At 72.0% G+C, this 22,736-nt stretch carries 21 protein-coding genes; 17 read left to right on the top strand and 4 right to left on the bottom strand.

Annotated elements, in window-relative coordinates:
- Positions 1-915 (top strand): helix-turn-helix domain-containing protein (locus ABZ342_RS46725; protein WP_360487932.1); only part of this gene is annotated, 915 nt, incomplete at its 5' end.
- A 71-nt stretch (positions 916-986) separates the two neighbouring features.
- Positions 987-2,105, top strand: coding sequence for a hypothetical protein (locus ABZ342_RS46720; RefSeq protein ID WP_360487929.1), 1,119 nt, complete (start codon positions 987-989; stop codon positions 2,103-2,105).
- A gap of 4 nt (positions 2,106-2,109) precedes the next feature.
- Here the strand turns inward: ABZ342_RS46720 and ABZ342_RS46715 are convergent, their stop codons facing one another.
- Positions 2,110-2,478 (bottom strand): STAS domain-containing protein, encoded by a 369-nt coding sequence (locus ABZ342_RS46715; protein ID WP_360487926.1) that lies wholly within the window; start codon positions 2,476-2,478, stop codon positions 2,110-2,112.
- 143 nt (positions 2,479-2,621) lie between these two features.
- Between ABZ342_RS46715 and ABZ342_RS46710 the strand changes: the two genes are divergently transcribed.
- Positions 2,622-3,629 carry an AraC family transcriptional regulator gene (locus ABZ342_RS46710; RefSeq protein ID WP_360487923.1) on the top strand — a complete coding sequence of 336 codons (1,008 nt, stop codon included), beginning with the start codon at positions 2,622-2,624 and terminating at the stop codon, positions 3,627-3,629.
- Positions 3,630-3,676: 47 nt separating this feature from the next.
- Here the strand turns inward: ABZ342_RS46710 and ABZ342_RS46705 are convergent, their stop codons facing one another.
- A complete protein-coding gene (locus tag ABZ342_RS46705; RefSeq protein WP_360487920.1) occupies positions 3,677-4,678 on the bottom strand; it encodes a R2-like ligand-binding oxidase in 1,002 nt (333 codons plus the stop codon).
- A gap of 112 nt (positions 4,679-4,790) precedes the next feature.
- Positions 4,791-6,068: a HAMP domain-containing sensor histidine kinase gene (locus ABZ342_RS46700; RefSeq protein ID WP_360487917.1), complete on the bottom strand. Its 1,278-nt coding sequence runs from the start codon at positions 6,066-6,068 to the stop codon at positions 4,791-4,793.
- A 74-nt stretch (positions 6,069-6,142) separates the two neighbouring features.
- Here ABZ342_RS46700 and ABZ342_RS46695 point away from each other — a divergent pair, with 74 nt between their 5' ends.
- From ABZ342_RS46695 to ABZ342_RS46630, 14 genes are all read left to right on the top strand, one after another.
- Positions 6,143-6,814 carry a response regulator transcription factor gene (locus ABZ342_RS46695; RefSeq protein ID WP_360487914.1) on the top strand — a complete coding sequence of 224 codons (672 nt, stop codon included), beginning with the start codon at positions 6,143-6,145 and terminating at the stop codon, positions 6,812-6,814.
- Positions 6,815-7,066: 252 nt separating this feature from the next.
- Positions 7,067-7,444, top strand: coding sequence for a hypothetical protein (locus ABZ342_RS46690; RefSeq protein WP_360487911.1), 378 nt, complete (start codon positions 7,067-7,069; stop codon positions 7,442-7,444).
- Complete coding sequence (locus ABZ342_RS46685; protein ID WP_360487908.1) at positions 7,441-8,259, top strand: ABC transporter permease; 819 nt, start codon at positions 7,441-7,443, stop codon at positions 8,257-8,259. Before ABZ342_RS46690 ends, ABZ342_RS46685 begins: the two co-directional genes overlap by 4 nt.
- Before the next feature lie 10 nt (positions 8,260-8,269).
- Complete coding sequence (locus ABZ342_RS46680) at positions 8,270-9,109, top strand: ABC transporter permease (RefSeq protein WP_230862874.1); 840 nt, start codon at positions 8,270-8,272, stop codon at positions 9,107-9,109.
- Positions 9,110-9,121: 12 nt separating this feature from the next.
- Positions 9,122-9,928, top strand: coding sequence for an ABC transporter ATP-binding protein (locus ABZ342_RS46675; protein ID WP_155546822.1), 807 nt, complete (start codon positions 9,122-9,124; stop codon positions 9,926-9,928).
- A 4-nt stretch (positions 9,929-9,932) separates the two neighbouring features.
- Positions 9,933-11,162, top strand: a complete 1,230-nt coding sequence (locus ABZ342_RS46670; protein ID WP_360487904.1) for an MlaD family protein — start codon at positions 9,933-9,935, stop codon at positions 11,160-11,162.
- On the top strand, positions 11,159-12,520 hold the full coding sequence (locus ABZ342_RS46665) for an MlaD family protein (RefSeq protein ID WP_360487901.1): 1,362 nt from the start codon (positions 11,159-11,161) through the stop codon (positions 12,518-12,520). The genes ABZ342_RS46670 and ABZ342_RS46665 overlap by 4 nt, the downstream gene beginning before the upstream one ends.
- Entirely contained in the window at positions 12,520-13,806 is a 1,287-nt protein-coding gene (locus ABZ342_RS46660) for an MlaD family protein (RefSeq protein ID WP_360487898.1), read from the top strand. The genes ABZ342_RS46665 and ABZ342_RS46660 overlap by 1 nt, the downstream gene beginning before the upstream one ends.
- Entirely contained in the window at positions 13,803-15,137 is a 1,335-nt protein-coding gene (locus ABZ342_RS46655; RefSeq protein ID WP_360487895.1) for an MlaD family protein, read from the top strand. The genes ABZ342_RS46660 and ABZ342_RS46655 overlap by 4 nt, the downstream gene beginning before the upstream one ends.
- Positions 15,134-16,396 carry an MlaD family protein gene (locus tag ABZ342_RS46650; protein WP_155546825.1) on the top strand — a complete coding sequence of 421 codons (1,263 nt, stop codon included), beginning with the start codon at positions 15,134-15,136 and terminating at the stop codon, positions 16,394-16,396. The genes ABZ342_RS46655 and ABZ342_RS46650 overlap by 4 nt, the downstream gene beginning before the upstream one ends.
- An 11-nt stretch (positions 16,397-16,407) precedes the next feature.
- Positions 16,408-17,706 (top strand): MlaD family protein, encoded by a 1,299-nt coding sequence (locus tag ABZ342_RS46645; RefSeq protein WP_155546826.1) that lies wholly within the window; start codon positions 16,408-16,410, stop codon positions 17,704-17,706.
- Positions 17,703-19,964, top strand: coding sequence for an MMPL family transporter (locus ABZ342_RS46640; RefSeq protein ID WP_360487890.1), 2,262 nt, complete (start codon positions 17,703-17,705; stop codon positions 19,962-19,964). Before ABZ342_RS46645 ends, ABZ342_RS46640 begins: the two co-directional genes overlap by 4 nt.
- The gene (locus ABZ342_RS46635; RefSeq protein ID WP_360487887.1) at positions 19,961-21,061 is read left to right on the top strand and encodes a peptidyl-prolyl cis-trans isomerase; all 1,101 of its coding nucleotides are present in this window, start codon (positions 19,961-19,963) and stop codon (positions 21,059-21,061) included. The genes ABZ342_RS46640 and ABZ342_RS46635 overlap by 4 nt, the downstream gene beginning before the upstream one ends.
- A gap of 8 nt (positions 21,062-21,069) precedes the next feature.
- Entirely contained in the window at positions 21,070-21,267 is a 198-nt protein-coding gene (locus ABZ342_RS46630) for a hypothetical protein (protein ID WP_360487884.1), read from the top strand.
- 186 nt (positions 21,268-21,453) lie between these two features.
- On the opposite strand, the gene ABZ342_RS46625 is transcribed toward ABZ342_RS46630, so the two are convergent.
- On the bottom strand, positions 21,454-22,605 hold the full coding sequence (locus tag ABZ342_RS46625; protein WP_360487881.1) for a LuxR C-terminal-related transcriptional regulator: 1,152 nt from the start codon (positions 22,603-22,605) through the stop codon (positions 21,454-21,456).
- Between the last annotated feature and the right edge of the window lie 131 nt (positions 22,606-22,736).

Below are 22,736 nucleotides of genomic sequence, written 5' to 3'. Positions count from 1 at the left end.
CGGGTGAAGGACCGGCTCATCTCCCTGGTGCGGCCGCGGCACGAGGTGCTCGGCGTGCTCGCCCTCATCGACCCGGCGCACACCGCCGGCGCGGAGGAGGTGTTCGCCCTCGAGTACGGCTCGACCGTGCTGGCGCTGGAGCTCTCGCACCAGCGCAGCCTGGCCGAGGTCGAGCTGCGCCTGCGCCGCGACCTCGTGGATGACCTCATCGCCGGAACCGACGACGGGAGCGCGTACGCCCGCGCCGACGCGATCGGGCACGACCTGCGGCGTCCGCACCACGTGGTCGTGCTGCGGTGGTCCGGCGACGTCGCCGAGGACGTGGTCGCCGAGGCCACCGTGCGCGCCATGACGGCACTCGGGCTCACCTCGCTCATGTCACGCCACGCCGGGGCGGTCGTGCTGCTGGTCGGCGGGCCCACGGACGGCACCGCGCTGCACGATTCCCTGTCGGAACGCCTCGGCGCGGAGGGCGCGATCGGCATCGGCGGCCCGTGCGACACCCCCGAGCGGTTTCCCAAGTCCTACGCGGAAGCGGTGCGGGCGCTCGAGATCCGGCGCACCTCACACACCCCGAACGGCGTGACGACGTTCGACCAGCTCGGCATCTACCGCATCCTCGACACCGGGCAGAACCACGGCGACGTCCTGGAATTCGTCCACGAATGGCTCGGAAAACTGCTCGACTACGACAGCGCGCACCACGCCGAGCTGGTCGCGACGCTCGCGCAGTACCTCGAATGCGGCGGCAGCTACGGGGACACCGCCGCCGCGCTGACGATCCACCGGAGCACGCTGCGGTACCGGCTCGGCCGGATCCGGGAGATCACCGAGATCGACCTCGGCGACGTGAACAGCAGGCTGAACCTGCACGTCGCCACCCGGCTGTGGCAGGTGCTGCGCGGATCGGAGTGACCGGCCGTTTGCCCGTGGTCAAACCGGGCACCCGAAGATCTTGTCCCTCGAGATCGAGGAAAGGCCGGAGCATGACCGCTCAGCGCGCGCCCGAGGCCCTCGTCGTGGGGTTGGTGACCGACGACGGATTTCCCCGGCACCTGGCCGGGAGAATCGTGGACGGCCTGCCCGACCGCCTGGCCCGCGACCTCGGCGGGGAGACGAGCTGGCAGGTCGAGCACGAGACGCAGGCCCTGCCACTGGACGAGCACGGCAACATCCCGATGCTGGACCTGGCGCAGGAGCGCCGGGCGGAGCACGAGTGGGACCTGCTGGTGCTGATCACGGACCTGCCGCGGCGGGCCGGCACGGTTCCGATCGCCTCGGACTACAACGTCGACCACGGCGTGGCGATGGTGTCGTTGCCCGCGCTCGGTGCGCTGCGGCTGCGTGGCCGGGTGTCCCGGCTGATCGTGCACCTGGTCCGGCACCTGGTGGCGCACCGCTCGGAGAAGGCGGCCGATCCGCCGCGGCGGATGGTCGACCGGCTGCGGGACCTGGTCGCGCCGACGCGGCACATCCGCGGCCGCGGCGCCGCCGACCAGCACCTGGCCTTGGTGGGCGTCCGCGGCCGCCTGCGGCTGCTCGCCGGGATGATCCGGGACAACCGCCCGTGGCGGCTGGTGCCCAACCTCGCCGGGGCGACCGCGGCCGCGGCGGCCACCGCCGCGTACGGCATCGTCACCACCTCGTTCTGGAAGCTGGCCGAAGCCCTGCCCGCGCTGCGGCTGGCCGGGATCACGGTCCTGGCGATCGTGGTGATGTCGGGCTGGCTGATGGTGCACAACCACCTGTGGGACTCGCCGTCCGGGCACCTCGAACGGCGGAAAGCGCTGCTGTACAACGCTTCGACCGCGCTGACGCTGTCGATCGGCGTGGCCTGCATGTACGCCATCCTCTTCGTGCTGTCGCTGCTGGCGTCGATCGTGCTGATCGAAGGCACCTACTTCGCGGAGGTCCTCGGCCATCCGGCCGGCCCGGCCTCGTACCTCAAGCTGGTGTGGCTGGCGACTTCGGTGGGGATCGTCGCCGGCGCGGTGGGCTCGAGCCTCGAAGACGAGGAACGCGTCCGACGGGCGACCTACAGCCGGCGTGAGCGGGAGCGGCAGCAGCGCAACCGCGAACGCGCGGAGGAAGCCGAAAGCGACTGAGCGGTCACCGCGCTCGGAGGGCCTCGCCGGCCGTGCCGTACAGGGTGACCAGGGACCGCACCCCGGCGACGCTCAGGGCCGAGCCGACGGCCTGTTCCGAGCCGACCAGGCGCAGGCCGACGCCGACGCGGCGGAGTTCCGTCGCGATCTGCACGACGATCTGGAGGGCCACCGCACCGAAGGTGCCCGGTTCCGTTAGGTCGAGGATCAGCAGGTCGAGGGCGTGCGCTCGCTGCCCGTCGATGACGGCCATCAGCTCGATCCCGGTCCGCGCGTGGAACCCACCGCGGGCACGCACCAGCCGGGCTCCCGGCCGCACGTGGTCCAACGGCTCCACCAGCACGGACTGCGTCACCGGTGCAGGCCGGTCCATCAACTGCACGTCTCTCCCCGCGGTAGCTCGCCCCAGCCGCTCCAGTGAAGTGCCCCGCGCGGCTCCGGCACAGCCGATTCACGCGGCACCCTGTCCACTGCCCGCGTTGGCGTGAGCGTGACGAGGCGATTACTGTTCGGCAGGTGACGGGCTTGCCTCAAACGGAGCTGCTGCCCGCGCATCCCGTCGCGCGCGCGAACGACGTCGACGAAGCGCACGAAGCGGTGACGCGGACGTACCTGCCGCACCGGCTCGAGGTGCTGGACCGCGGGACGGACTTGGACATGCGGCTCAACGCGGTCCGGATGGGCGCGGTGACCGCGGGCTACCTGCGCTACGGGAGCGCGGTCCGGCTCGGCACGGTCGACGCCGGCGGCTACCACGTCAACATCCCGGTCACCGGACGGTGCGAGCAGCGCTGCGGCTCGTCGGAACCGGTGTTCGCCGGACCCGGCCGGGCCGCCGTGTTCATGCCGGGCCATCCGGCCGACCTGCGGTGGGGAGCCGGGTGCGCCCAGCTCTGCCTCATGATCGACCGGCACGAGCTGGAACTGGAGCTGGAGCGCCAGCTCGGGCGGCCGCTGGGGGAGCGGCTGCGCTTCACCACCACGATGGACCTGGACACCCCGGCGGCGCGGTCGTGGCTCGAGGTACTGGCTCTGCTGGAGCGCGAGGCGGACCGGCCGGGCGGGATCACGCACCACCCCGCGGCCGCCGCGCACCTGCAGAGCCTGGTGATCGCCGGTCTGTTGCTGGCCCAGCCCAGCAACTACAGCGACCACCTGCACGCGCCGGCGGCGCCGGCCCCGCCCCGGGCGCTGCGCCGGGCCGTCGAGCTGATCGAAGACGAGCCGGGGCGGCCGTGGACGTCGGGCACCCTGGCCCGCGAGGTCTCGATCAGCGTCCGGGCTCTGCAGGAAGGGTTCCAGCGCTGGTTCGGCCTGCCGCCGATGGCCTACCTGCGGGACGTCCGCCTGACCCGGGTGCACGACGAGCTCGCGGTGGCCGACCCCGATGGCACGACGATCGCCGGGGTCGCCGCTCGCTGGGGCTTCCTGCACGCCGGCCGGTTCTCGACCGCCTACCGCCGCAAGTTCGGCGGGCTGCCGTCGGAGACCCTGCACGGCCGTCATCCGGCGAAGGGCCGGTGATGCCCGTCGAAACGGGCGGCACCCGGCCACGCGCGCGGGCGGACCGGTCACAGCTGACGCCTGAGCGCGACGACGGTCCCGCGGTCGTCTTCGCCGGGTGCGCGGCCGCCTTCCCGCCCGATCTCGTGCTCCAGGCGGATCGGCGCGGGGTCGCGGCCGATCTCGTCGGGGCGGCGCCCGCGGGCCAGCGCGACCGAGTCGAGGCGGCGGCCGACGTCGCTCAGCGCGGAGGCCATCAGTCCCTGCATGCTGACCCCGAACGGCGCGCCCGGTCCGAACGGCGTCAGCATCTCGCCGATCATCCGGGTGGCGAGCGGCAGCAGTTCCTGCGTGCGCTGCAGGACGATGGCCCAGTTCGCGTCGTCGGCCGCGACGTGCCGGCGGCAGGTGAACGTGCCCCAGGCGACGTGCCGGCGTTCGTCGGCCGCGATGTGCTCGATGACGCGGAGCAAGCCGGGGAAGATGCCGCGGCTGCGGCAGATCCGCGCCGCGGCGTTGTAGCAGGTCAAGGCCAGGCAGCCTTCGACGACGTGGTGGTGCGTCACCGCGGCGCGGATCTGCGCGGCGGGCGAGTGGTCGTTGGTGAGCGCGTACAGCGACCAGGCGAGCTCTTCGAGGAAGTTCTGGCGGCGGACATCCCCGTTCTCGGTGAACCAGGGCAGGCAGTCGCCCATGCCGACCGCGTCGAGCCACGCGCGGAACGCCTGGGCGTGCTTGGCCTCCTCGAACACGAGCTGCGTCAGGTAGGTCTCGTCGTCCCGCCCGCTTTCGCTGGCCATCGCCGTCACGAACGGCTGCAGGTCCTGGAGCGCCGACTCGCCGATCGAGATGAGGTTGGCCACGAACAGGCAGGTCAGGCGGCGCTCGTCGGGAGTCAACGCGGCGAAGTCCGCTTCGTCGCGGGTGAGGTCGATGTCGCCGGGGTTCCAGAACGCCGCGTTGCCGTCGTTGAAGAGCTGCCGGGGGACCGGGTCCGGCCGGCGCGCGATGCGGGCGCCGCCGCCGAACCCGAGGTGGCGGCGGGGCTCGATATCGCGGGTGAGGGACATGGCCACTCCAGGTGTCCGGGTGCTCTGGCCGCCAGGATCACCCGGCCGGCGCGGTGCGGGAATGGTCCGCGCGCGCCACGGCTGGCCCGTGCGGGCCAATTTCCGCACCCGCTCAGTCCGCCGGGATCGCCACCTCGGCGACCAGCCCGCCGCCCGGGCGGTTCCGGAAAGTGACGCGGCCGCCGAGCGCCTGCACGATCTGTTCGACGATCCAGAGGCCGAGCCCGGCGGTACCGCGGTTCGACCCGGCCGCGGTGAACTTGCCGGTCAGCTTGGCGAGGTGGCCGGCGTCCACCCCGGAGCCCCGGTCGAGCACCCGCAGCAGGAGCCGGCCCTCGGTGACTTCGGCCTCGACGTCGACGGGCTTGCCTTCACCGTGCCGGGCGGCGTTCTCGAGCAGGTTCGTGAGCACGCGGCGCAACCGCTGGGGGTCGGTGGTGACGGTCAGCGCGTCGTCGAGGTGCACCCGCAGCCGCGGCGGCCGGAGTCCGGCCGCGTCCGCGGCGGCCAGCACCAGGGTCCGCAGCTCCACCGGCCGGGACCGGCCGGTGCCGAAGGCCGGGCGGCGGCTCGCCGCGACGTCGCCCAGGGCGTCGAGCATGTCGGAGAGGTGGTTCGCGTGCTCGGCGATCAGCCGGCTGCCCGTCTCGCGGTCGGCCGGGGCGAGGGCGCCGTCGGTGGCGAGCCCCCTGGCCAGCGCGCGGAGGGAGATCACGGGCGTGCGGAATTCGTGCAGGAGGATCGCGAGACCGTCCTGCTGGGACTGGTACGACTCGAGGAGCCGCCGCCGCAGATCGCGTTCTTCCTCGGCCGCGGCGTGCCCGGCCAGCGCCTCCACCCGGGCGGCGATCCCGGCTTCCCGCTCGCGCTCGACCAGCCGGGACAGGCTGGCGCCGAGCAGGCCGGTGAGGAGCAGGTAGCCCGCCCACCAGAGACCCTGGAGCCGGCGCTCCGGCCACGTGGTGAAACCCGGGTCGACCAGCAGCGCCACGGCCAGGTACGCGCCGCCGAGCCCGAGGGCGAGCACCACGGTGGGGCCGAGGGGCAGGCGGATGGCCGCGGCGGTGACGACGAGCACCAGGATCGCCACCGCCGGGCTGCTCGCCGCGCCGGTCATGGCGATCGTGAGCAGGGTGAAGACCGAGTCGAGCGCGGTGAGCAGCCAGGCTGCCGGCGAGGCGGACAGCTCCCAGCGCGGGTTCGCCGCGACGACGACGGCGTAGCCGGAAGCGACGGAGAGGGTCACGACGACCAGCGGAAGGTGCCGCCGGGCGTCGTCGCCGCCGGTGACCAGCAGCAGGACCACCGACAGCGCGACCGCGAGCCGCACGGTCACCATCACCCGGGCGACCGGCAGCCCACCCGGCACGGTTTGCCCGTCGGCCGCCATGCCACCGCCTCCTTGTGACTCGCCGTGATCGCCGTGGCCGGCTTGGTGGCGGAACGTGCTGTCATACTAGGCCGGTGACGGATCGGCGCCTGGTGGTCGTGGTCGTGGACGACCACGAGCTGTTCGCCAGAGGGCTGGCGCTGCTGCTGACGACCAACGCCGGTGACCGCTTCGAGGTGGGCGGCACCACCACGCACGTCGAAGAGGCGCCCGCGCTGGTCGAGTCCTGTGCGGCCGATCTCGCGCTCGTCGACCTGGCCATGCCGCCCCTGGGCGGCGCGGCCGCGATCCGCCAGATCAAGCGGCGCCGGCCGGCCACCCGCGTGCTCGCACTGTCCGGATCGGACGATCTGGAGCTCGCCGAGCAGGCCCTGCGCGCCGGAGCGGACGGCTACCTCACCAAGTCGGCCGACCCGGAGGTCCTCGTCGCGCCGTTGCTGACCGTGGCCGCCGGGTTCCGGGTCCTCGAAGGCGACCTGCTCGACGCACTGCTGACCACGACCCGCAAGCCGCCGGAAACGCTGCTGGACACGCTCGACTCCCAGGACCTGCGGCTGTGGGCGCTGCTCGCCCGCGGCCTGGAGACCCAGGACATCGCCACCCGGATGCTGGTCTCCGAACGCACGGCCAAGCGCATGGTCGCCTCGTTGCTGAACCGGATCGGCGCGGCCAACCGGGTCGAAGCCGCCGGGCTGGCCGGTGCCTACGGCCTGCTCGACCACGACCCGGCGGACCATCCACAGTAGAGAGTCCCGGTTGGACGGCGTCGCGCCGACAACGTTGACAGCCCGTGGTGGACCGCGGGCCGTCGCTACCCCAACGAGTCATCCTTTTGCCGCCGGGTGGTGATGCGCGTGCCGTTCCGCGCGCCGCATCATTACCGACCATCGCAGTTCCGCGATGCGGTTTGACCGGAAGCACGGTCACGCCCGGAGAAGGAGTTGGGTGGAATGGTGAGCCGATCAGGAGCCGGGCCGGTCGCCCGGGCCGGCACCCGCGTGACGATGGCCGGGGGAATCGACACCAAAGCGTGCGGACGCGGTATTTGGCGTGGTTTCGCGGTTTTGGTGATCGGCGCCTTGTTGCAGCCGGTCGCCGCGGCCGTCGCCCCGCCGGTCGGTGCGGTCTTCCTGTTGATCACCGCCGTCGCGGCCTTCGGCTTCGCCGGTTTCCGCACGGGTGACACGCACCGCCCGATCCTCCAGGGGGCCGTGACCGCCCTCGGGAGCTACGTTTTGGTGCTGCCCTTGAGTTTTCTCACCTCGGCGTTGGTCGGGCCGCAGCAGGTGCCGGCCACCGCGGCGGTCGCCGTCGCCGTCGGTGGGCTGGCCGGCTTCACCGGCCGCGCTCTGGGGAAGCGGGGCGAAAAGGCGTGACCGCAACGAAACCCGCCCCCGCGCGACGGTGGAGCGCCGGGGCGCAGCGGCCGTTGGTCGAGGCCGGGGAGATCGTCCACCTGCTCGGCCGCGTGCTCTGGCTCGCGATCCGCCACCCGTTCGGGTACTGGGGTGAAGTCCGCGACCTGATGTTCGAGACGCTTCGCCGGTGCTGGCTGCCGGTCATCATTTCCACGACCGCGCTCGGCTTCGCCGGCCCCGGCATGCAGGGCGGCAGCCTCTACAGCGTGCTCGGCATCCCCGACCGCCTCGGCTCCTTCCTGCTGATGGCCAGCGTCCGCGAGTTCGCGCCGTGGATCGACGCGATGATCGTCGCCGGGGTGATGGGCACGGCCATCGCCGCCGACCTCGGCGCGCGGCGGATCCGCGAGGAGATCGACGCCATGGAGGTCCTCGGCGTCGATCCGGTCCGGACCCTCGTGCTGCCGCGGATCATCGCGGTCACCTTGATGACCGGCCTGCTGGAAGTGTTCGCGCTGGTGTGCGGCGTGATCGGCGGCTACATCGCGGCGGTGCCGATCTTCGGCGCGACCGGTGCGGCCTTCATCGGGAACTTCTGGTCCAACGCGACCACCACGGACATGTGGGGCAGCATCGTGAAGACCCTCGCGTTCGGCCTGATCCTGTCGGTCGTCTGCTGCTACAAGGGGTTGAACGCGCAAGGCGGCCCGATCGGCGTCGGCCGCGCGGTCAACCAGGCGGTGGTCATCTCGTTCGCCTCGATCTGGATCTTCAACTACGTCTACACGTCCGCGCTCCTCGGGCTGAACCCCGACATGCAGGTCTTCAAGTGAGGGATGCGCAATGACCACACCGACGGGCCGTACGAAGACACCCGACGTCGTCATCACGTTCGGCGGCATGGCGGGGAAGCTGCGCGACGCCGTCGCGGCCGGCGGCGACATCATGAAGTTCGCCGGCCGCACCGTGCGCAGCCTGCCGGATCTGCGGCACCACGTGACGGAAGTGTTCGCCCAGGCGGGAATCCTGATCCTGTCGAGCGGCATCATCGTCTGGCTGATGCAGTTCGTCGTCGGCACGATGTGCGCGACCGAGGCCAGCTACACCCTCAAGCAGGTCGGCGCCCCGATCTACTCCGCGGTGTTCAACGACGTCTGCGGCCTGCGCGAGATGTCGGTCTACATGTGGGCCTACATCTTCGCGGCGAAGGTCGGGTGCGGGCTGGTCGCGGAAATCGGGTCGATGCGCATCGCCGAGGAGATCGACGCGCTGGAAGTGCTGGGCATCAAGTCCCGCAGCTACCTCGTCGGCACCCGGATCGCCGCCGCCTGGCTCTGCATGCCTTTCCTGTACATCGTCGGGCTCGGCCTGATGTTCATCTCGATGCACCTGGTCACGGTCTACCAGCTGGGCACCGTGTCCAGTGGTGGTTATTCGTTCGTCTTCTGGCTGTTCCAGAACCCCTACGACCTGATGGCCGCGATTTCGAAGATGATCGCGATGGGCACGATCATCATCTTCGTCGGGTGTTACTACGGCTACAACGCGTCCGGTGGGCCGGTCGGCGTCGGGAGAAACACGGCGAAATCGATGATGCTCAACATGGTGCTCATCCACGTCGTCGGGTTGCTCGGCACGTGGTTCTTCTGGGGCTCCTACCCGAACATGCCGATCGGCAACTGACAAGGAGAACTCATGGTCACCGGGATGAACGGGACGGCCGTCGACACGATCGGGCCGGCGGAGCGCGTGCACACGATGGAGGTCCGCGACGTCCACAAGTCCTTCGGCAGCTTCGACGTGCTGAAAGGGCTCAACCTGGAGTTCGCCGACAACGCGATCACCACCATTCTCGGCCCGTCCGGGACCGGGAAGAGCGTGCTCATCAAGCACCTCGTCGGCTTGCTCGAGCCGGACCGGGGCGAGGTGCGGATCTTCGGCCGCGACATCTGGAAGATCAGCGAACGGGAACGCTACGAACTGCGCAAGCGGTTCGGTGTCCTGTTCCAGGACGGCGCGCTGTTCGGGTCGATGAACATCTTCGACAACACGGCTTTCCCGCTGCGCAAGCACACCGACATGGGCGAGGACGAGATCGAGGCGAAAGTCAACCAGCGGCTCAAGGAAGTCGGCCTCGAACGGTCCTCCTACAAGTACCCCAACGAGGTCTCCGGCGGCATGCGCAAGCGGGCCGGCTTCGCGCGGGCGCTGGTGATGAACCCCGACATCGTCCTGTTCGACGAGCCCGACTCCGGCCTCGACCCGGTCCGCACCAGCCTGCTCAACGACCTGATCCTCGACATGCACCAGGAGTACCGCGGGACCTACCTGCTGGTGACGCACGACATCCGCACCGCGCGCAAGGTCAGCGACTACGTCGGGGTCATCTGGAAGGGCCAGGTCGTCCATTATGGACCGACCGAAGAGGCCTTCAACTCCCCGGACCCGTTCGTCCGCCAGTTCCTCTCCGGCGACTCCGCCGGACCGCTGGGAATGGACTGAACCCATGCGCAGAATTCCTCTCCTCGTGCTGGGGGTGGCCGCGGTGGCAGCCGCCGCGCTGCTGATCGCCCCGGGCGACGACGACTACCCGGCGAACGTGGTGCTGCCCTCGGCGACCGGCCTGATCGCCGGCAGCAAGGTGCTCGTGAACGGTTTCGACGCCGGGCAGGTCGACGACGTGTCCATCAAGGACGGACGCGCGCAAGTAACCATGCGGCTGACCAAGGACTTCGCGCCGCTGCACTCCGGCGCGTCGGCCGGCATCGTGTGGAAGGCCGTGCTCGGCGAGCGGCAGCTCGACGTCCGGGACGGCCCGAAGGCGAACCCGGTCATCCCGCCGGGCGGCACCCTGGACGGCAAGGTGTCCGACCCGGTCGAGATGGACAAGGTGCTGGCCGCGCTCGACCCCGCCACTCGCGCCCACCTCAGTTCGCTGGTGCAAGGACTCGGCCACACCGTCGAGGGCAACGAGACCGACCTCCGGCAGACCGTCCAGAAGGCGGGCCCGACGGTGGAAGCGCTCGGCGGGGTGCTGCGCGCCGTCGGCTCGGACGGACCGGCGATCAAGGCGCTGGCCGGCCAGCTGAACGGCATGGTCACCACGCTGGTGAACCGGGATCAGCAGGTGCGCGCCATCGTTTCCGGGCTGTCCGGCGCCACCGCGGCAGCCGCGCAGCAGCGCGAACAGCTGCGCGCGGCGCTGCGGAAGCTGCCCGGCACCCTGGGGACCGCGGACCGGACGCTGGCCGACGTGCCCGGCACGGTCGACAAAGCGGTGCCGTTGCTGGAGGATCTCCGCCCGGCGACCGACCGCCTGCCCGCCGTGGCCCGCACCCTGCGTCCGGTGCTCGCGGACCTCCGCCCGACCGTGGCGCAGCTGCGGCCCACCCTGGGTTCGCTCGGCACGCTGCTGCAGTTCACCCCGGGTCTGCTCGACAGCGCCCACGGTGCCCTGCCCGGCACCGACTCGGCGGTGACGTCGCTGACGCCCGCGCTGAGCTTCCTGCGGCCCTACACGCCCGAAGTGGTCGGGTGGCTGTCGAACTGGGGCTCCTCGGCCGCCAACTACGACAGCAACGGTCACTACATGCGCGTCAACATCCCGGCCGGTCTCTCGAGTTTCGACAACAACCCGGGGGTCATGCCGCCCGGGATGGCCAGCGACCCGTTCCCGGCCCCCGGCGCGATCGCCGGCCAGCCGTGGACCGACGCGTTCGGGAGTGGAGTCCGATGAGGACACGGCGGAAGATCCAGGCCGTGCTGGCCACGACCGCGGTGGCGGCGGCCGTGGCGGGCGCCGCGGTGACCAACACCGGCTCCGGCGGGCAGCCGGGCAAGCTGACCATCGCCGCGGAGTTCGCCGACGCGAGCCCGCTGGTCGTCGGCAACGACGTGAAGGTCAAGGGCGTCACCGTCGGCGAGGTGGCCGGCATGAGCGTCCACGACGCCAAGGCGATCGTCACCCTCGAGGTCGACGGCATGGCCCTGCCGCTGCACCAGGACGCCCGGGCCACCGTGCGCCCGGTCAGCCTGCTGGGGGAGCGCTACGTCGACCTCGATCGCGGCAGCCCTTCGGCGCCGCTGCTGAACGACGGTGACGTGCTGCCGATCAAGCAGACCGGGCAGGCGACCGACCTCGACCAGGTGCTGAACACCATCGACGACCCGACCGGGCAGTCGCTCGCCGCGCTGGTCACGATGCTGGGCCAGGGCATGCAGGGCAACGGCGCCAACGCGCAGGCTTCGATCAAGGCGCTCGCGTCGTCGATGCAGGACACCGACGGGCTGGTGAAGCTGCTGGGGCAGCAGAACCAGCTGCTCACCGACCTCGTCGACCACGTGGAGCCGGTCGCGGGCGCACTGGCCGCCGACAACGGCAAGACCCTGGGCGACCTGGTCGAGTCGTCGCGTCAGGTCCTCGGTGTCACGGCCGAGAACCAGGAGGGCCTCGACGCCTCGCTCGCCGAACTGCCGGGCACGCTGGCCGCCGCGCGCGACACCCTCTCCGAGCTGACCGGCACGGCCAAGGCCACCACGCCCGTGCTCGAAGGAATGCGGCCGACGACCGACAACCTCTCCGCCGTCAGCGACGAACTGCGCAAGTTCAGCGAGTCGGCGGATCCGGCGCTGACGAGCGCGAAGCCCGTCCTGGAGCGCGCCGAGAAGCTGATGGACGCGGCGCGCCCGGTCGTGGAGGAGCTCCGCAAGGCCGGCCCGGGCTTGCGTGGCACGGTCGCCGGGGCGAACCCACTCACCGCGCAGCTGACCGGCAACATCGAAAACGTCCTGAACTTCTTCCGGTTCTGGGCGATGTCGACCAACGGCTGGGACGGCCTTTCGCACTACTTCCGTGGCCAGGCGATCATCCACCCCGAGGAGATCACCGGGCTGCTGCCGTCCCTGACCGGAACCCCGCCGCCGCCGACGATTCCGGGCAAGCAGGCCACTCCGTCGCCGATTCCCGGGCTCCCCGGAGTGCTCGGCTCGGGCCTGCTCGACACGAAGTCCCTCGTCGCGCCGGACGGCGGCGTGACCGGGCTCAACGAGCGCCAGGAGAGCGGCGTTCTCCAGTTCCTGCTCGGAGGTTCCTGATGGCCAAGCGCCGGTCGCGCAAGTTCCGCTCGGTGTCCACGGGCGTCGTGGTGCTGGTGGTGTTCGCGCTCGCGCTGCAGCTCGCGCTCACCGCGGACAAGGGGTTGCCGGGGGCGACCTACACGCTCGTCGACGCCGACGTCTCGGACGTGGGCGCGCTCCGCCCCGGTGACGACGTGCGTGTCGCCAGCGTCCGCGTCGGCCGCGTCAAGGACATCCGGCTGGTCGCCGGGGCCCCGAGGGTGACGCTGCAGCTCGACGGCACGCGGGAGGTCTACCGAGACGCGTCGGCCGAGGCCAAGACCGTCACGGTGGCGTCGCGGTCGGCGCTGGGACAGAAGTACATCGCGCTGACCCCGGGCAAGCCCGAGGCGGGGAAGCTCGGTCCGGCGGAGGTGATCCCGGCCAAGCGGACGGCGGGCTCGCAGGAGCTGAGTGACCTGCTGGACGTGCTCGACGCGCCGACGCGGACCGCGCTCGGCTCGACCGTCCGGGAAGTGGGCGGCGGCGCCGGTGGGCACGCGCAGGACCTGCAGGACGCGCTCAAGGCCGCGCCGCAGATGCTGCCCGACCTCGCGACCGTGTCGAACGCCCTGTCCGCAAACGATGGCGCCGACCTGACCGCGCTGCTGACCACGGCCGACCGCCTGTCGACCCGGTTCGCGGGGCGCCAGGAACAGCTGTCGGAACTGCTCGGCCGGCTGGACACGACGATGCGAGCCGTCGCGGTGGACGACGGGAAGCCGCTCGACGACGTCGTGCAGCGGGCACCCGGCACGCTGCAGGCCGCGCGAGCCGGTCTCCAGTCGCTGCAGGCCCCGCTCAAGGACCTGCACGCCGGAATGGCCCAGCTCGTGCCCGGGGCGCGTGCGCTCGGCCAGGCGACCCCCGATCTCCGGGGTGTGCTGCGGGAAGCGGTACCGCCGTTGGGGAAGGTGCCGGACGTCGGGAAACAGGCCGAGCCCGCGTTGACCGACTTGACCAAGACCGTCGACGATGCGCGGCCGCTGGCTCCCCGGCTGACGCAGACCTTCGGCAGCGCCGACCAGTTCCTGCGGGTGCTGGCGCCGTACGCCCCGGAAGTCAGCGGGTGGTTCACGAACTGGGCCGCCGCGCTCTCGCACGGCGACGCCAACGGCCACTTCCTGCGGCTGTACCTGCTGTTCAGCGAGGAGTCCGTGCTCGGGCAGGGCGGTCTGCGGGACCCGCTGGTCGCCCGCAACCCCTATCCCACACCGGGTCAGGCGGCCCACGACGCCCGGAAGATCCCAGGAGGCAACCGGTGAAGGCGCTTCGTTCCCGCACCCGGCACCGGCAGCCGGTGTCGGCGTTCAAGCTCGGCATCGTCGTGCTGGTGGTGACCTTGCTGGCCGGTTACGCGTTGCTCGAGAAGGACCGGGTCGCGACGGCGTTGCGGCCGGGCGACATCGTCCGCGTCCAGTTCGCCCAGGACTACCACCTGCAGCCGTTCGTCTCCCAGGTCAAGATCGCCGGGGTCCCGGTGGGTGTGGTGTCCTCGGTGGACCGCTCCGGTGACGGGTCGGCCCTGGTCGAGCTGAAGGTGGACGACGGCGTCACGGGCAAGCTCGGTGCCGCACCGAGCGCCGCCCTGCGCCCGACCACCATCCTCGGCGGCAAGTACTACGTGGAACTCCTCCCGGGTGGCGGCCGGACCCCGTTCGCCGGCACCATCCCGGTCGAGCGGACCAAGACCCCGGTGGAGCTGCAGCAGCTCGCGGACGCCCTGCAGCCGGACGCGGTGAAGGGCATCCGCTCCTCGACGCAGAATCTCGACGACACCCTCCGCGCCGGGGGGAAGCCCGCGATCGAGGATCTGCTCGCCGACGCGCCGGACACGCTCGACGCGACGACGCCGGTCCTGCAGGGCCTGCAGGGTACGGACCCGCGCACCGACCTGCCGAACCTGGTGCACGGGTTCGAGTCGACCGCGCGGGTGCTGACCGAGCAGCCGGGACAGCTCGACTCGATCGTGCAGAACCTGCAACGGGTCACCTCGACGCTCGACAACCGCCGAGCCGACATCGCCACCGCGATCGCGGACCTGCCCCGGACCCTGGACAACGCGGACGACGGGCTGACCCACCTCGGCGTCACGCTCGGCAAGCTGCGGGACACCGCGGACCCCGCGCGTCCGGTGGCGCGTGAACTGGACGCGTTCCTGGCGCACGCCGATCCGGTGCTCGCCAGGACCCGGCCGCTGCTGACCGACGTGCGTGGCCTCCTCACCGACGCGCAGCCGCTGGTCGAGCAGCTCGTCCCCACCGCCCAGGGCACGACGAAGGTCTTCGACGACGTCCGCGGGCCGGTGCTGGACCGCGTCAACGGCCCGATCATGAACATGGTGCTCTCGCCCTTCAAGGGCACCGGGATCTACGCCGGCGGCGGCTCGGACCAGCCGTTCTACAAAGAGGTCGGCTACATGTTCGCGACCATGGACCGCGCGTCCTCGCTCACCGACCCGAACGGCGTGGCCGTGGGTCTCCAGCCGGGCCTCGGCGGCGGCAGCATCGCCGGCACCCCGATCAACTTCGAGCAGCTGATGAACACGCTCGCCCACCTGCAGGGCGCCACCCCGGAGAACAGGAGCGGCCGATGAACGCGCACCCGGGCCGGGTCCGGCGGACCTGGCAGCGGATCTCCACCGAACCGCGGCTCAAGCGCAACGTCCTCGCCGTGGCCGCGCTCGTGACCGCGGGACTGGTGGCCGGTGGCTACATCCTGACGATGCAGCAGGTCCGCGTGCCCTGGGACGGCAAGACGCACTTCTCGGTCACCTTCGAGTCCGCGCCGGCGATCAACCCGTCGAGCCGGCAGGAGGTCCGGATCGCGGGCGTGTCCGTCGGCGACATCCGCGCGGCGAGCGTCGACGACCGCGGGCACGCGCGGCTCGAGCTGGCGATCGACCAGGGGCACCAGGTCTACGACAACGCCCGGGTCCTGCTGCGCCCGAAGAGCCCGCTGAACGAGATGTACGTCGAGCTGAACCCCGGTGGCCCACCGGGAAAGCCGCTGCCCGAGGACGGGGTGCTGCCCGTCGCCAACTCGGTGCGGCCGGTGCAGGTCGACGAAGCGCTCGGGCACCTGGACGCCAACACCCGCGAAGCACTGACCACGCTGCTGTCCGAATCGGACGTCGCGCTGGCCGGAGCGCCGGGAAATCTGCCGAAGGGGCTCGAGGCGACCGATCAGGTGGTGCGGGACCTGCGTCCCGTCGCGACCGCGTTGCAGACCCGCAAGGAGACGCTGCAGAAGCTCGTCACCGCGCTGGGGCAGATCGCGTCGGCGACCGGCGACGACGACCAGCGACTGAGCGCGCTGGCCGACTCCCTGCAGAAGACCCTCGCGACGGTGGGGCAGCGCAACGGCGACTTCGACGCCGCGCTCGCGCAGCTGCCGGACTTCACCCACCAGCTCGAGCAGGCCACCGGCAGCATCGGCGCGCTGAGCGCCCAGCTGGACCCGGTCCTGGACAAGCTGCGCGAGGCGAGCGGGACCCTGCCCGGCTCGCTGGAGAAGTTCACCGGCACGGTCGACAAGCTCGGGGAGACCGTCGACACCGCCCGGCCGGTGGTCGACAAGGCTGTTCCGGTGGTGCGCGACCTGCGTCCGTTCGTCGGCGATCTCAACGCCTCGCTCGGCGACCTGCACGACGTGACCGGACGGCTGGGCCCGATCACCACCGCGGTGCTGCCGTACCTGAACGACCTGGCCGCGTTCGTCACGAACTCGCGGTCGATCACGAGCCTGCGCGACGGAACCGGTAGCGCGTACCGCGCCATCGCCCAGCTCTCGCCGGAAAGCGTCACGGGCCTGCTTCCGCTGCTGCCCGCCCTGCAAGCCGCCGCCGCGCGATAGGGGACTGTCCAATGAGGATTCCCAGTAGGCTGGTCCCGCACATCCGGACCCTGGTGCTGGCCGTGTTCATCGCCGCCTGCGCCGGCCTGTTCGGCTACCTGTGGCTGAACTCCGGCGGCCGGCTGCCCGGCATCTCCCAGGCGGGCTACACCGCCGACGTGCAGTTCCGCACCGCGTCGAACCTGGTCTACGACTCGGACATCACCATCGCCGGGGTCAAGGTCGGCAAGGTCGAGGCGCTGCGCACCGAAGGCGACCTCGCGCACGTCACGATGCGGCTCGACCGGAACGCGCCGTTGCACGAGGGGGCGACCGTCCAGGTCCGCAACAAGACCCTGATCGAGGAGACCTACCTGGAGATCACCGACGGCCACGGCCCGGCGCTGCCCAGCGGCACCGTGCTGCCGCCGTCGGCGGGCAAGGAGGCCGTCGAACTCGACGACGTGCTCACCAGCCTCGACCGGCCGACGAAGGAGTCCCTCGGCACCCTGGTCCGCTCGCTCGGCGCCGGGACGAAGGACACCAAGCAGGGAGTTTCCCAGGCCCTGCAGGGACTCGGCGACCTCGGCCGGGAGGGGCACGGCGCGCTGGCGGCGCTGTCGGCCCAGTCCGGGGACCTGCAGCAGCTGACCGGCAACACGGCGAAGCTGCTCGCGGCGCTCGACACCCGGCAGGGGCAGATCGCGGATCTGGTCACCGACGCCGACCAGCTCACCCAGGCGACCGCGGGCAGCGACACCGAGCTGCGGGAGGTCCTGCGGCGGCTGCCCGGCCTGATGGACACCGCCAAGAGCGCCAGCGGCGGGCTGAGCCGGCTGTCTCCCGCGCTGGGCCCGGTCGCGGGCGGTCTGAACGCGGCCGCGCCCGACCTCGATGCCGCGTTGCAGGAGCTGCCGGCCACGTCGGCCGACCTGCGTGGCCTGCTGCCGTCGTTGAACGGCGTGCTCGACGCGGCACCCGGCACGCTGCAGCGGGTGCCCGCGGTGGCGGCGGACGCGTCGAAGTTCCTGCCGACGCTGAACGTGGCGCTGGGCGACGTGAACCCCATGCTGTCCTACCTGGTCCCGTACGGCCGCGACGTCGCCGCGTTCTTCACCAACATCGGGCAGGTGACGGCGCGCGGTGACGCCAACGGCAACGCGATCCGGCTGTTCATGGTCTTCAACGAGCAGAGCGTGAAGGGCCTGCCGCTCAACATCGACGTCGGTCCGCTCAAGAAGAACAACCCCTATCCGGCGCCGGGGCAGTCGGCGAATCCGGGGCCGTTCAGCGGGTCCTACCCGCGGGTCGTCCAGGACCCGCCGAAGTGAAGGGCTTCAAGCGGCCGTCCCCGAAGTTCCTGGCGATGACGGCGGTCCTCGTCGTCCTCGCCGGGTTCGTCGGCACCGGCATCGCCAAGACGCGCATCGAGACCGGCGTCGGCTCGTTCCTGCCGGGCGACGATCCCGCGGTGACCCGGTTCGACGAGCTGAGCCGGTCGTTCGGCGGCGACCCCGTCGTCGTGCTGCTCGAATCGGAGCACCCCGGGCTGCTGCTCGACCGGCCGCACTTGCCCTCGCTGGTCGAGCTGGAAGGCGTGCTGGCGAAGCTGCCCGACGTCGCGGCCGTCTACGGGCCGGGGACCGTCCTGAACCAGGCCGCCGGCCGGGCCCAGGACCTGATGGCCGAGCTGTCCGGCCGCCGCGACCGCCTGCGCGCGCAGGCCCAGGCCGAGGCCAAGCAGCGCGGTGCGTCCGACCGGGCGGCCGGCCAGGCCGCCGACGCCGCGGTGGCCGCGTTCGACCAGCGGTACGGCAAGCTGCTCGTCCAAGCCCTGCCGGCGGGACTGCCGACGCTGAAGAACCAGGCGTTCGTCACCTCGGTCGTCTTCGGCGCGGACGGAAGTCCCCGGCCGCAGTGGCACTTCGTCGTGCCGTCGGCGAACGCGGTCGCGATCCTGGTCCGGCCGCGGCAGAACCTCGACCAGTCCGCCACCGAGCGGCTCGTCGGGGGCGTGCGGGACGCGGTCGGCGCGGCCGCCGTCGACGGGGCGAAGGTGACGGTGTCCGGCGTCCCCGCGATCGCGGGCGCCCTCGCCGACGAGGTCCGCGCGGAGCTTCCCCTGCTCGGCGGCGCGGCGTTGGTCGCGGTGGCCCTGTGCTTCCTGCTGGTGCCGTGGCACCGCCGCCGGCACCGGCTCCTGCCGCTGGCGGGTTCGCTGGTGGCCACCGCGGTGACGGTCGCCCTGTTCGGCTGGCTCGGCCGGCCGCTGTCGCTCGGGGTGGTGGCCTTCCTGCCGGTGCTGCTCGGCGTCGGCAGTGACTTCCCGACCTACCTGGCGCGCCGGGCGGACCGGCGGGTCGTGTTCGCGGTCGCCGCCGCCACCGCGGCCGCGTTCGGTGCCTTGGCCTTCGCGCCGTTGCCGTTCGTGCGCGACCTCGGGATCGCGCTCGGGATCGGGGTGCTGGTCGCCTTCGCCGTCGGCCTGCTGTTCCGGCCGGCCGTGGTGGAGCCGGTACCCGTGAAGGTCCACAGTGGACCCACCGCGAGCCTGCCGGTGCGGCTGGGCGTGGGGCTGGCGGTGGCCGCGCTGGCGGCCGGCGGCTGGGCGATGCTACCGGGGCTTCCCCTGCAGAGCGACATCGAGAGCTTCGTGCACGGCCTGCCCGCGTTCGACGACGCGCAGCACGTCGAGCAGGTCATCGGCTCCTCCGGCGAGGTCGACGTCGTCCTGCGCGGCCCGGACGTCACCTCGCCGCCGGGGCTGGCGTGGCTGCGTCAAGCCCAGGACGTGACCATCGCCCGGCACGGCGACCGGCTCCGTCCCGTCGTATCGCTGCCGACGCTGCTGAACTTCCTCGGGCCCACGCCGACGAAGGACGAGATCACCGCGGCCGTGCGCCTGTTGCCGCCCTACCTGACCGGGTCGGTGCTGCGGGCCGACGGGCAGGAGTCCGTGCTCTCGTTCGGGGTGCGGCTCGGCGACGTCCAGAGCCTGGCCGCCCTGCGCGACGACCTGCTGAACCAGCTCCCGCCGGCGCCGCCGGGGTACCGCGCCGAGCTGACCGGCCTGCCGATCGTCGCGGCCCGCGGGTACGAACTCGTTTCGGGCAACCGGTTCTGGACCAACGGCGTCGGCATCGCCGTGGCCGGGCTCGTCCTGGCTGTCGTGCTCGCCCGGCGGAAGGACGCCGGGCGCGCGGTCGCCACCGCCCTGGTGGCGACCGGGACGGGCCTGCTCGCCATCCGGCTGGCCGGGATTTCGCTGACGCCGATCACCATGGCACTCGGGTCCCTCATCGCCGCCGTCGGCTGCGAGTTCGCGGTGCTGCTGGCGGAAGCCGAACGCCGTCGCGATCACGCCTTGCGCAGATCCGTGCTCCTGGTCGGCGCGGTCTCGACCGTCGGCTACCTCGCGCTGGCGCTGTCGCGGCTCGACGCCATCCGGCAGTTCGGCTTGCTGCTCGCCGCGGCCGTCGTGCTGTCGATGGTCGCCGCGCGGCTCGTCGTCTGGCTCGCGCCCGGCCGCCCCGCCTCCGCTCCGGAAACCACCCCGGCGCCCGAAGCACTCGTAGGAGTCACCCCATGAAGATCACCGCACTGGCCGGCAAGGTCCGGCTGCCCCGAAGCCGCCGTGGGCGGATCGTCACGTTGCTCGTCCTCGTCGTGCTGCTCAGCGGGACCGGGCTGGCGTGGTGGTCGGCGCGGGCCGACGACCTGCCCGACGACGCGGTTTTTGCCTACGGCGGCCAGACCGAGACCGTCACCCAGCTGCAGGAGCGGATCCAGACGTTGGAGGCGCTGTACGGCGTGCAGCCACCGGATGCGCAGGACACCGCCAAGTCCGACGCGTTCCGCCGGGACACCGCGAAGGCGGTCGCCGTCGGGATGGTGCTCGACCACGCGGCGCGCGACCGCGGCATCGTCGTCGCCGACAAGGCGGCCCGTGACGTGCTGACGCGGTTCATCTCCCAGCAGATCGGCGAAGGGCCGGACGCCCGGAGCAAGTTCGTCCAGGCGCTCGGCACCACCGGCACGTCCGAGGACGCGGTGCTGGACGAGATCAAGCGCCAGCTCGCGGTCTCGCAGCTGTTCGACGCGGTCACCAAGGGAAGTTCGGTGGGCGACGGCGAGGTGACGGACGCGTTCGCGCAGCGGAAGGCGCAGCTGGACACGCCGGAACGGCGCCAGCTCACCAACATCGTGGTCAAGACCAAGGAGGACGCCGACCGGGTGCGCACCGACCTCGACGCCGGAACGCCGTTCGAAACCCTGGTGGCCCAGCGGAGCCTGGACGGCGCGACGCGCGACAAGGGCGGCGACCTCGGCCAGGTGACCGCGGCCCAGCTCGAGGACGGCTACGCCAAGGCGGCCTTCGCGGCCCCCGTCGGCGGCCTGTTCGGTCCGGTGCAGACCGCGCACGGCTGGAACGTCGGCCGGGTCCGCCAGGTCCTGCCCCCGCAGCCGGCGGTCTTCGACCAGGTGAAGGACCAGCTCAAGCAGCAGCTGACCCTGGAGAAGGCGCTCGCGACCTGGCGCGAGTGGCTCGGGACGCAGCTCGCGAGCGCGAACGTCCGGTACGCCGACGCCTACCGCCCGGCCGACCCGGCCGCGCCGCCGCAGCAGGCGCCGGGGTGGTCGCCGGCGCCGGGCCAGGTGCCCGGGCAGCCCCGGCCATCGCGATGATCGCGGACGTGGCGGCGCTCGCGGTGGCGGGCGCCGCCCTGCTGGCGATCGGCCGGTGGGGCAGCCGCGCGGCGGCCGGGCGGGTCAGCCCGGCCCTGCCGGAACCCGAGCGCTCGCGGCGGATCGGGAAACTGCGGGGGAGCGGACACGCGCTCCAGGTCGTGGGTGTGGTGTTCGTGCTGGCCGCGGTGTGGAGCCTCTGGTGAGGTCGGGGATGCCGCGGCTCGGGTTGGGTCCGCAGAAGCGGCGAGTTCTGGTGGGGGCTGGGCGGGTTCGGGGATGCCGCGGCTCGGTTGGGTCCGCAGAACCAGCGAGTTCTGGTGACGGTCAGGCGGACTCCGGCACGCCGCGGCCCTGCTGAGTCCCGCGGGGACAGCGAGTTCCGGTGACGGTCAGGCGGACTCCGGGATCCCCCGCCCCTGCTGAGTCCGGAGGAACAGTGAGACCGCCTCGGCGCGGTTCGCGGCGCCGAGCTTGCGCAGGATCTGCTTGACGTGGGACTTGGCCGTGTCCTCGGAGATCGTCAGCCGGGTGGCGATCGCGGCGTTGGTCCGGCCGTCTCCCATGAGCCGCAGGACCTCCAGCTGCCGCGGCGTCAGCGCCGACTCCACGAAGGACCGGACCGGCACCGGTCCCGGCGGCGGAACCACGGGATCGCCGATGACCGGGGCCGCCGGGTGGCTGTCGCTCAGGATCCGGTCCATCGCGTCGGCGATGGACATCGTGAACCGGCCGACTTCGGTGCGCAGCGAGTGCAGGCGTTCGACCAGCAGGGTCCGCCGGAACGCGATGCCGAGCCCCTGAGCGAAGGTGCCCAGCACTTCGCGGTCGAACTCGTCGACCTGACGCCCCTGGACGTGCCGGTCCGCGTGCACCAGCCCGAGCACGCCGTCGTCGCCGGCCACGGGCGCGACCACATAGGACTCCAGCCGGGCGGCCTCGACCAGGCAGGCGAGCCCCCGCGCTTCGCGCTGTGCGTCCGTGACGAGCAACGCGCGCCGCCGGCGCACGGCTTCGGTCTCGACGACGGTGCGGTCCAGGACCGGGGACTCCGCCCGGCCGATCCGCAGGATCTCCGCCGCCCAGGCGGCGTCACGCAGCACGGTGCAGGACTGGGGTACCCACACCGACTCCCGGACCTCCGAGAACAGCGCGCGGTCGAAGCCGAGCCGGCACACCGCCTCCGGCACGCACTCGGCGAGCCGGGCCACCGAGCGCACGTCCTGCAGCCGGGTCAGTGCCTCCTGGACCTGGGCGTGCACGCGCACCCGGAGGTCGAGCTGGGCCTGGCGCAGCCGTTCGCGGACGTCGGAGACCTCGATGAACAGATCGAGGACGGCGCCGGCGTGGCCGGCCGTGGCGAGTTCGCCGACGAGCTCGGCCAGCGCCGCTTCCGCGGCCGGGAACTCGTCGGGCACCTCCGGGTCCGGCTCACCGCCGAGCAGGGACCGCGCCCGGGTGGTGACCGCCCGGACCTCGCGCAGGACGGCCTTGGGAACACGGTGCCCACGGTCGTTGCGGGGCGGAGTCAGCGTTGACTTCATGGTTTCCTCTCAAGCCGGGCGGGAACGCGGGGCGCCGGACCCGCTCGCTGTTCTGCAGGAAGTTCGTGACCTCCTGGGACGACGACGTCACCTGCTGGTAGACCCCGGCGAGGTCGGCCTGCTTCTCTTTG

It is taken from the genome of Amycolatopsis sp. NPDC005961 (assembly GCF_040629235.1).
Lineage (GTDB): Bacteria > Actinomycetota > Actinomycetes > Mycobacteriales > Pseudonocardiaceae > Amycolatopsis > Amycolatopsis camponoti.
Note: the sequence above shows the minus strand (reverse complement) of the source record. Positions and strands in the feature narration are given on the sequence as shown.

Excerpts from the sequence above, each read along its gene's own strand:
- ABZ342_RS46720 (WP_360487929.1), top strand. The coding sequence starts at position 987 with ATGACCGCTCAGCGCGCGCCCGAGGCCCTCGTCGTGGGGTTGGTGACC.
- ABZ342_RS46715 (WP_360487926.1), bottom strand. The coding sequence starts at position 2,478 with ATGGACCGGCCTGCACCGGTGACGCAGTCCGTGCTGGTGGAGCCGTTG.
- ABZ342_RS46705 (WP_360487920.1), bottom strand. The coding sequence starts at position 4,678 with ATGTCCCTCACCCGCGATATCGAGCCCCGCCGCCACCTCGGGTTCGGC.
- ABZ342_RS46700 (WP_360487917.1), bottom strand. The coding sequence starts at position 6,068 with ATGGCGGCCGACGGGCAAACCGTGCCGGGTGGGCTGCCGGTCGCCCGG.
- ABZ342_RS46680 (WP_230862874.1), top strand. The coding sequence starts at position 8,270 with ATGACCACACCGACGGGCCGTACGAAGACACCCGACGTCGTCATCACG.
- ABZ342_RS46675 (WP_155546822.1), top strand. The coding sequence starts at position 9,122 with ATGGTCACCGGGATGAACGGGACGGCCGTCGACACGATCGGGCCGGCG.
- ABZ342_RS46670 (WP_360487904.1), top strand. The coding sequence starts at position 9,933 with ATGCGCAGAATTCCTCTCCTCGTGCTGGGGGTGGCCGCGGTGGCAGCC.
- ABZ342_RS46665 (WP_360487901.1), top strand. The coding sequence starts at position 11,159 with ATGAGGACACGGCGGAAGATCCAGGCCGTGCTGGCCACGACCGCGGTG.
- ABZ342_RS46660 (WP_360487898.1), top strand. The coding sequence starts at position 12,520 with ATGGCCAAGCGCCGGTCGCGCAAGTTCCGCTCGGTGTCCACGGGCGTC.
- ABZ342_RS46650 (WP_155546825.1), top strand. The coding sequence starts at position 15,134 with ATGAACGCGCACCCGGGCCGGGTCCGGCGGACCTGGCAGCGGATCTCC.
- ABZ342_RS46645 (WP_155546826.1), top strand. The coding sequence starts at position 16,408 with ATGAGGATTCCCAGTAGGCTGGTCCCGCACATCCGGACCCTGGTGCTG.
- ABZ342_RS46635 (WP_360487887.1), top strand. The coding sequence starts at position 19,961 with ATGAAGATCACCGCACTGGCCGGCAAGGTCCGGCTGCCCCGAAGCCGC.
- ABZ342_RS46625 (WP_360487881.1), bottom strand. The coding sequence starts at position 22,605 with ATGAAGTCAACGCTGACTCCGCCCCGCAACGACCGTGGGCACCGTGTT.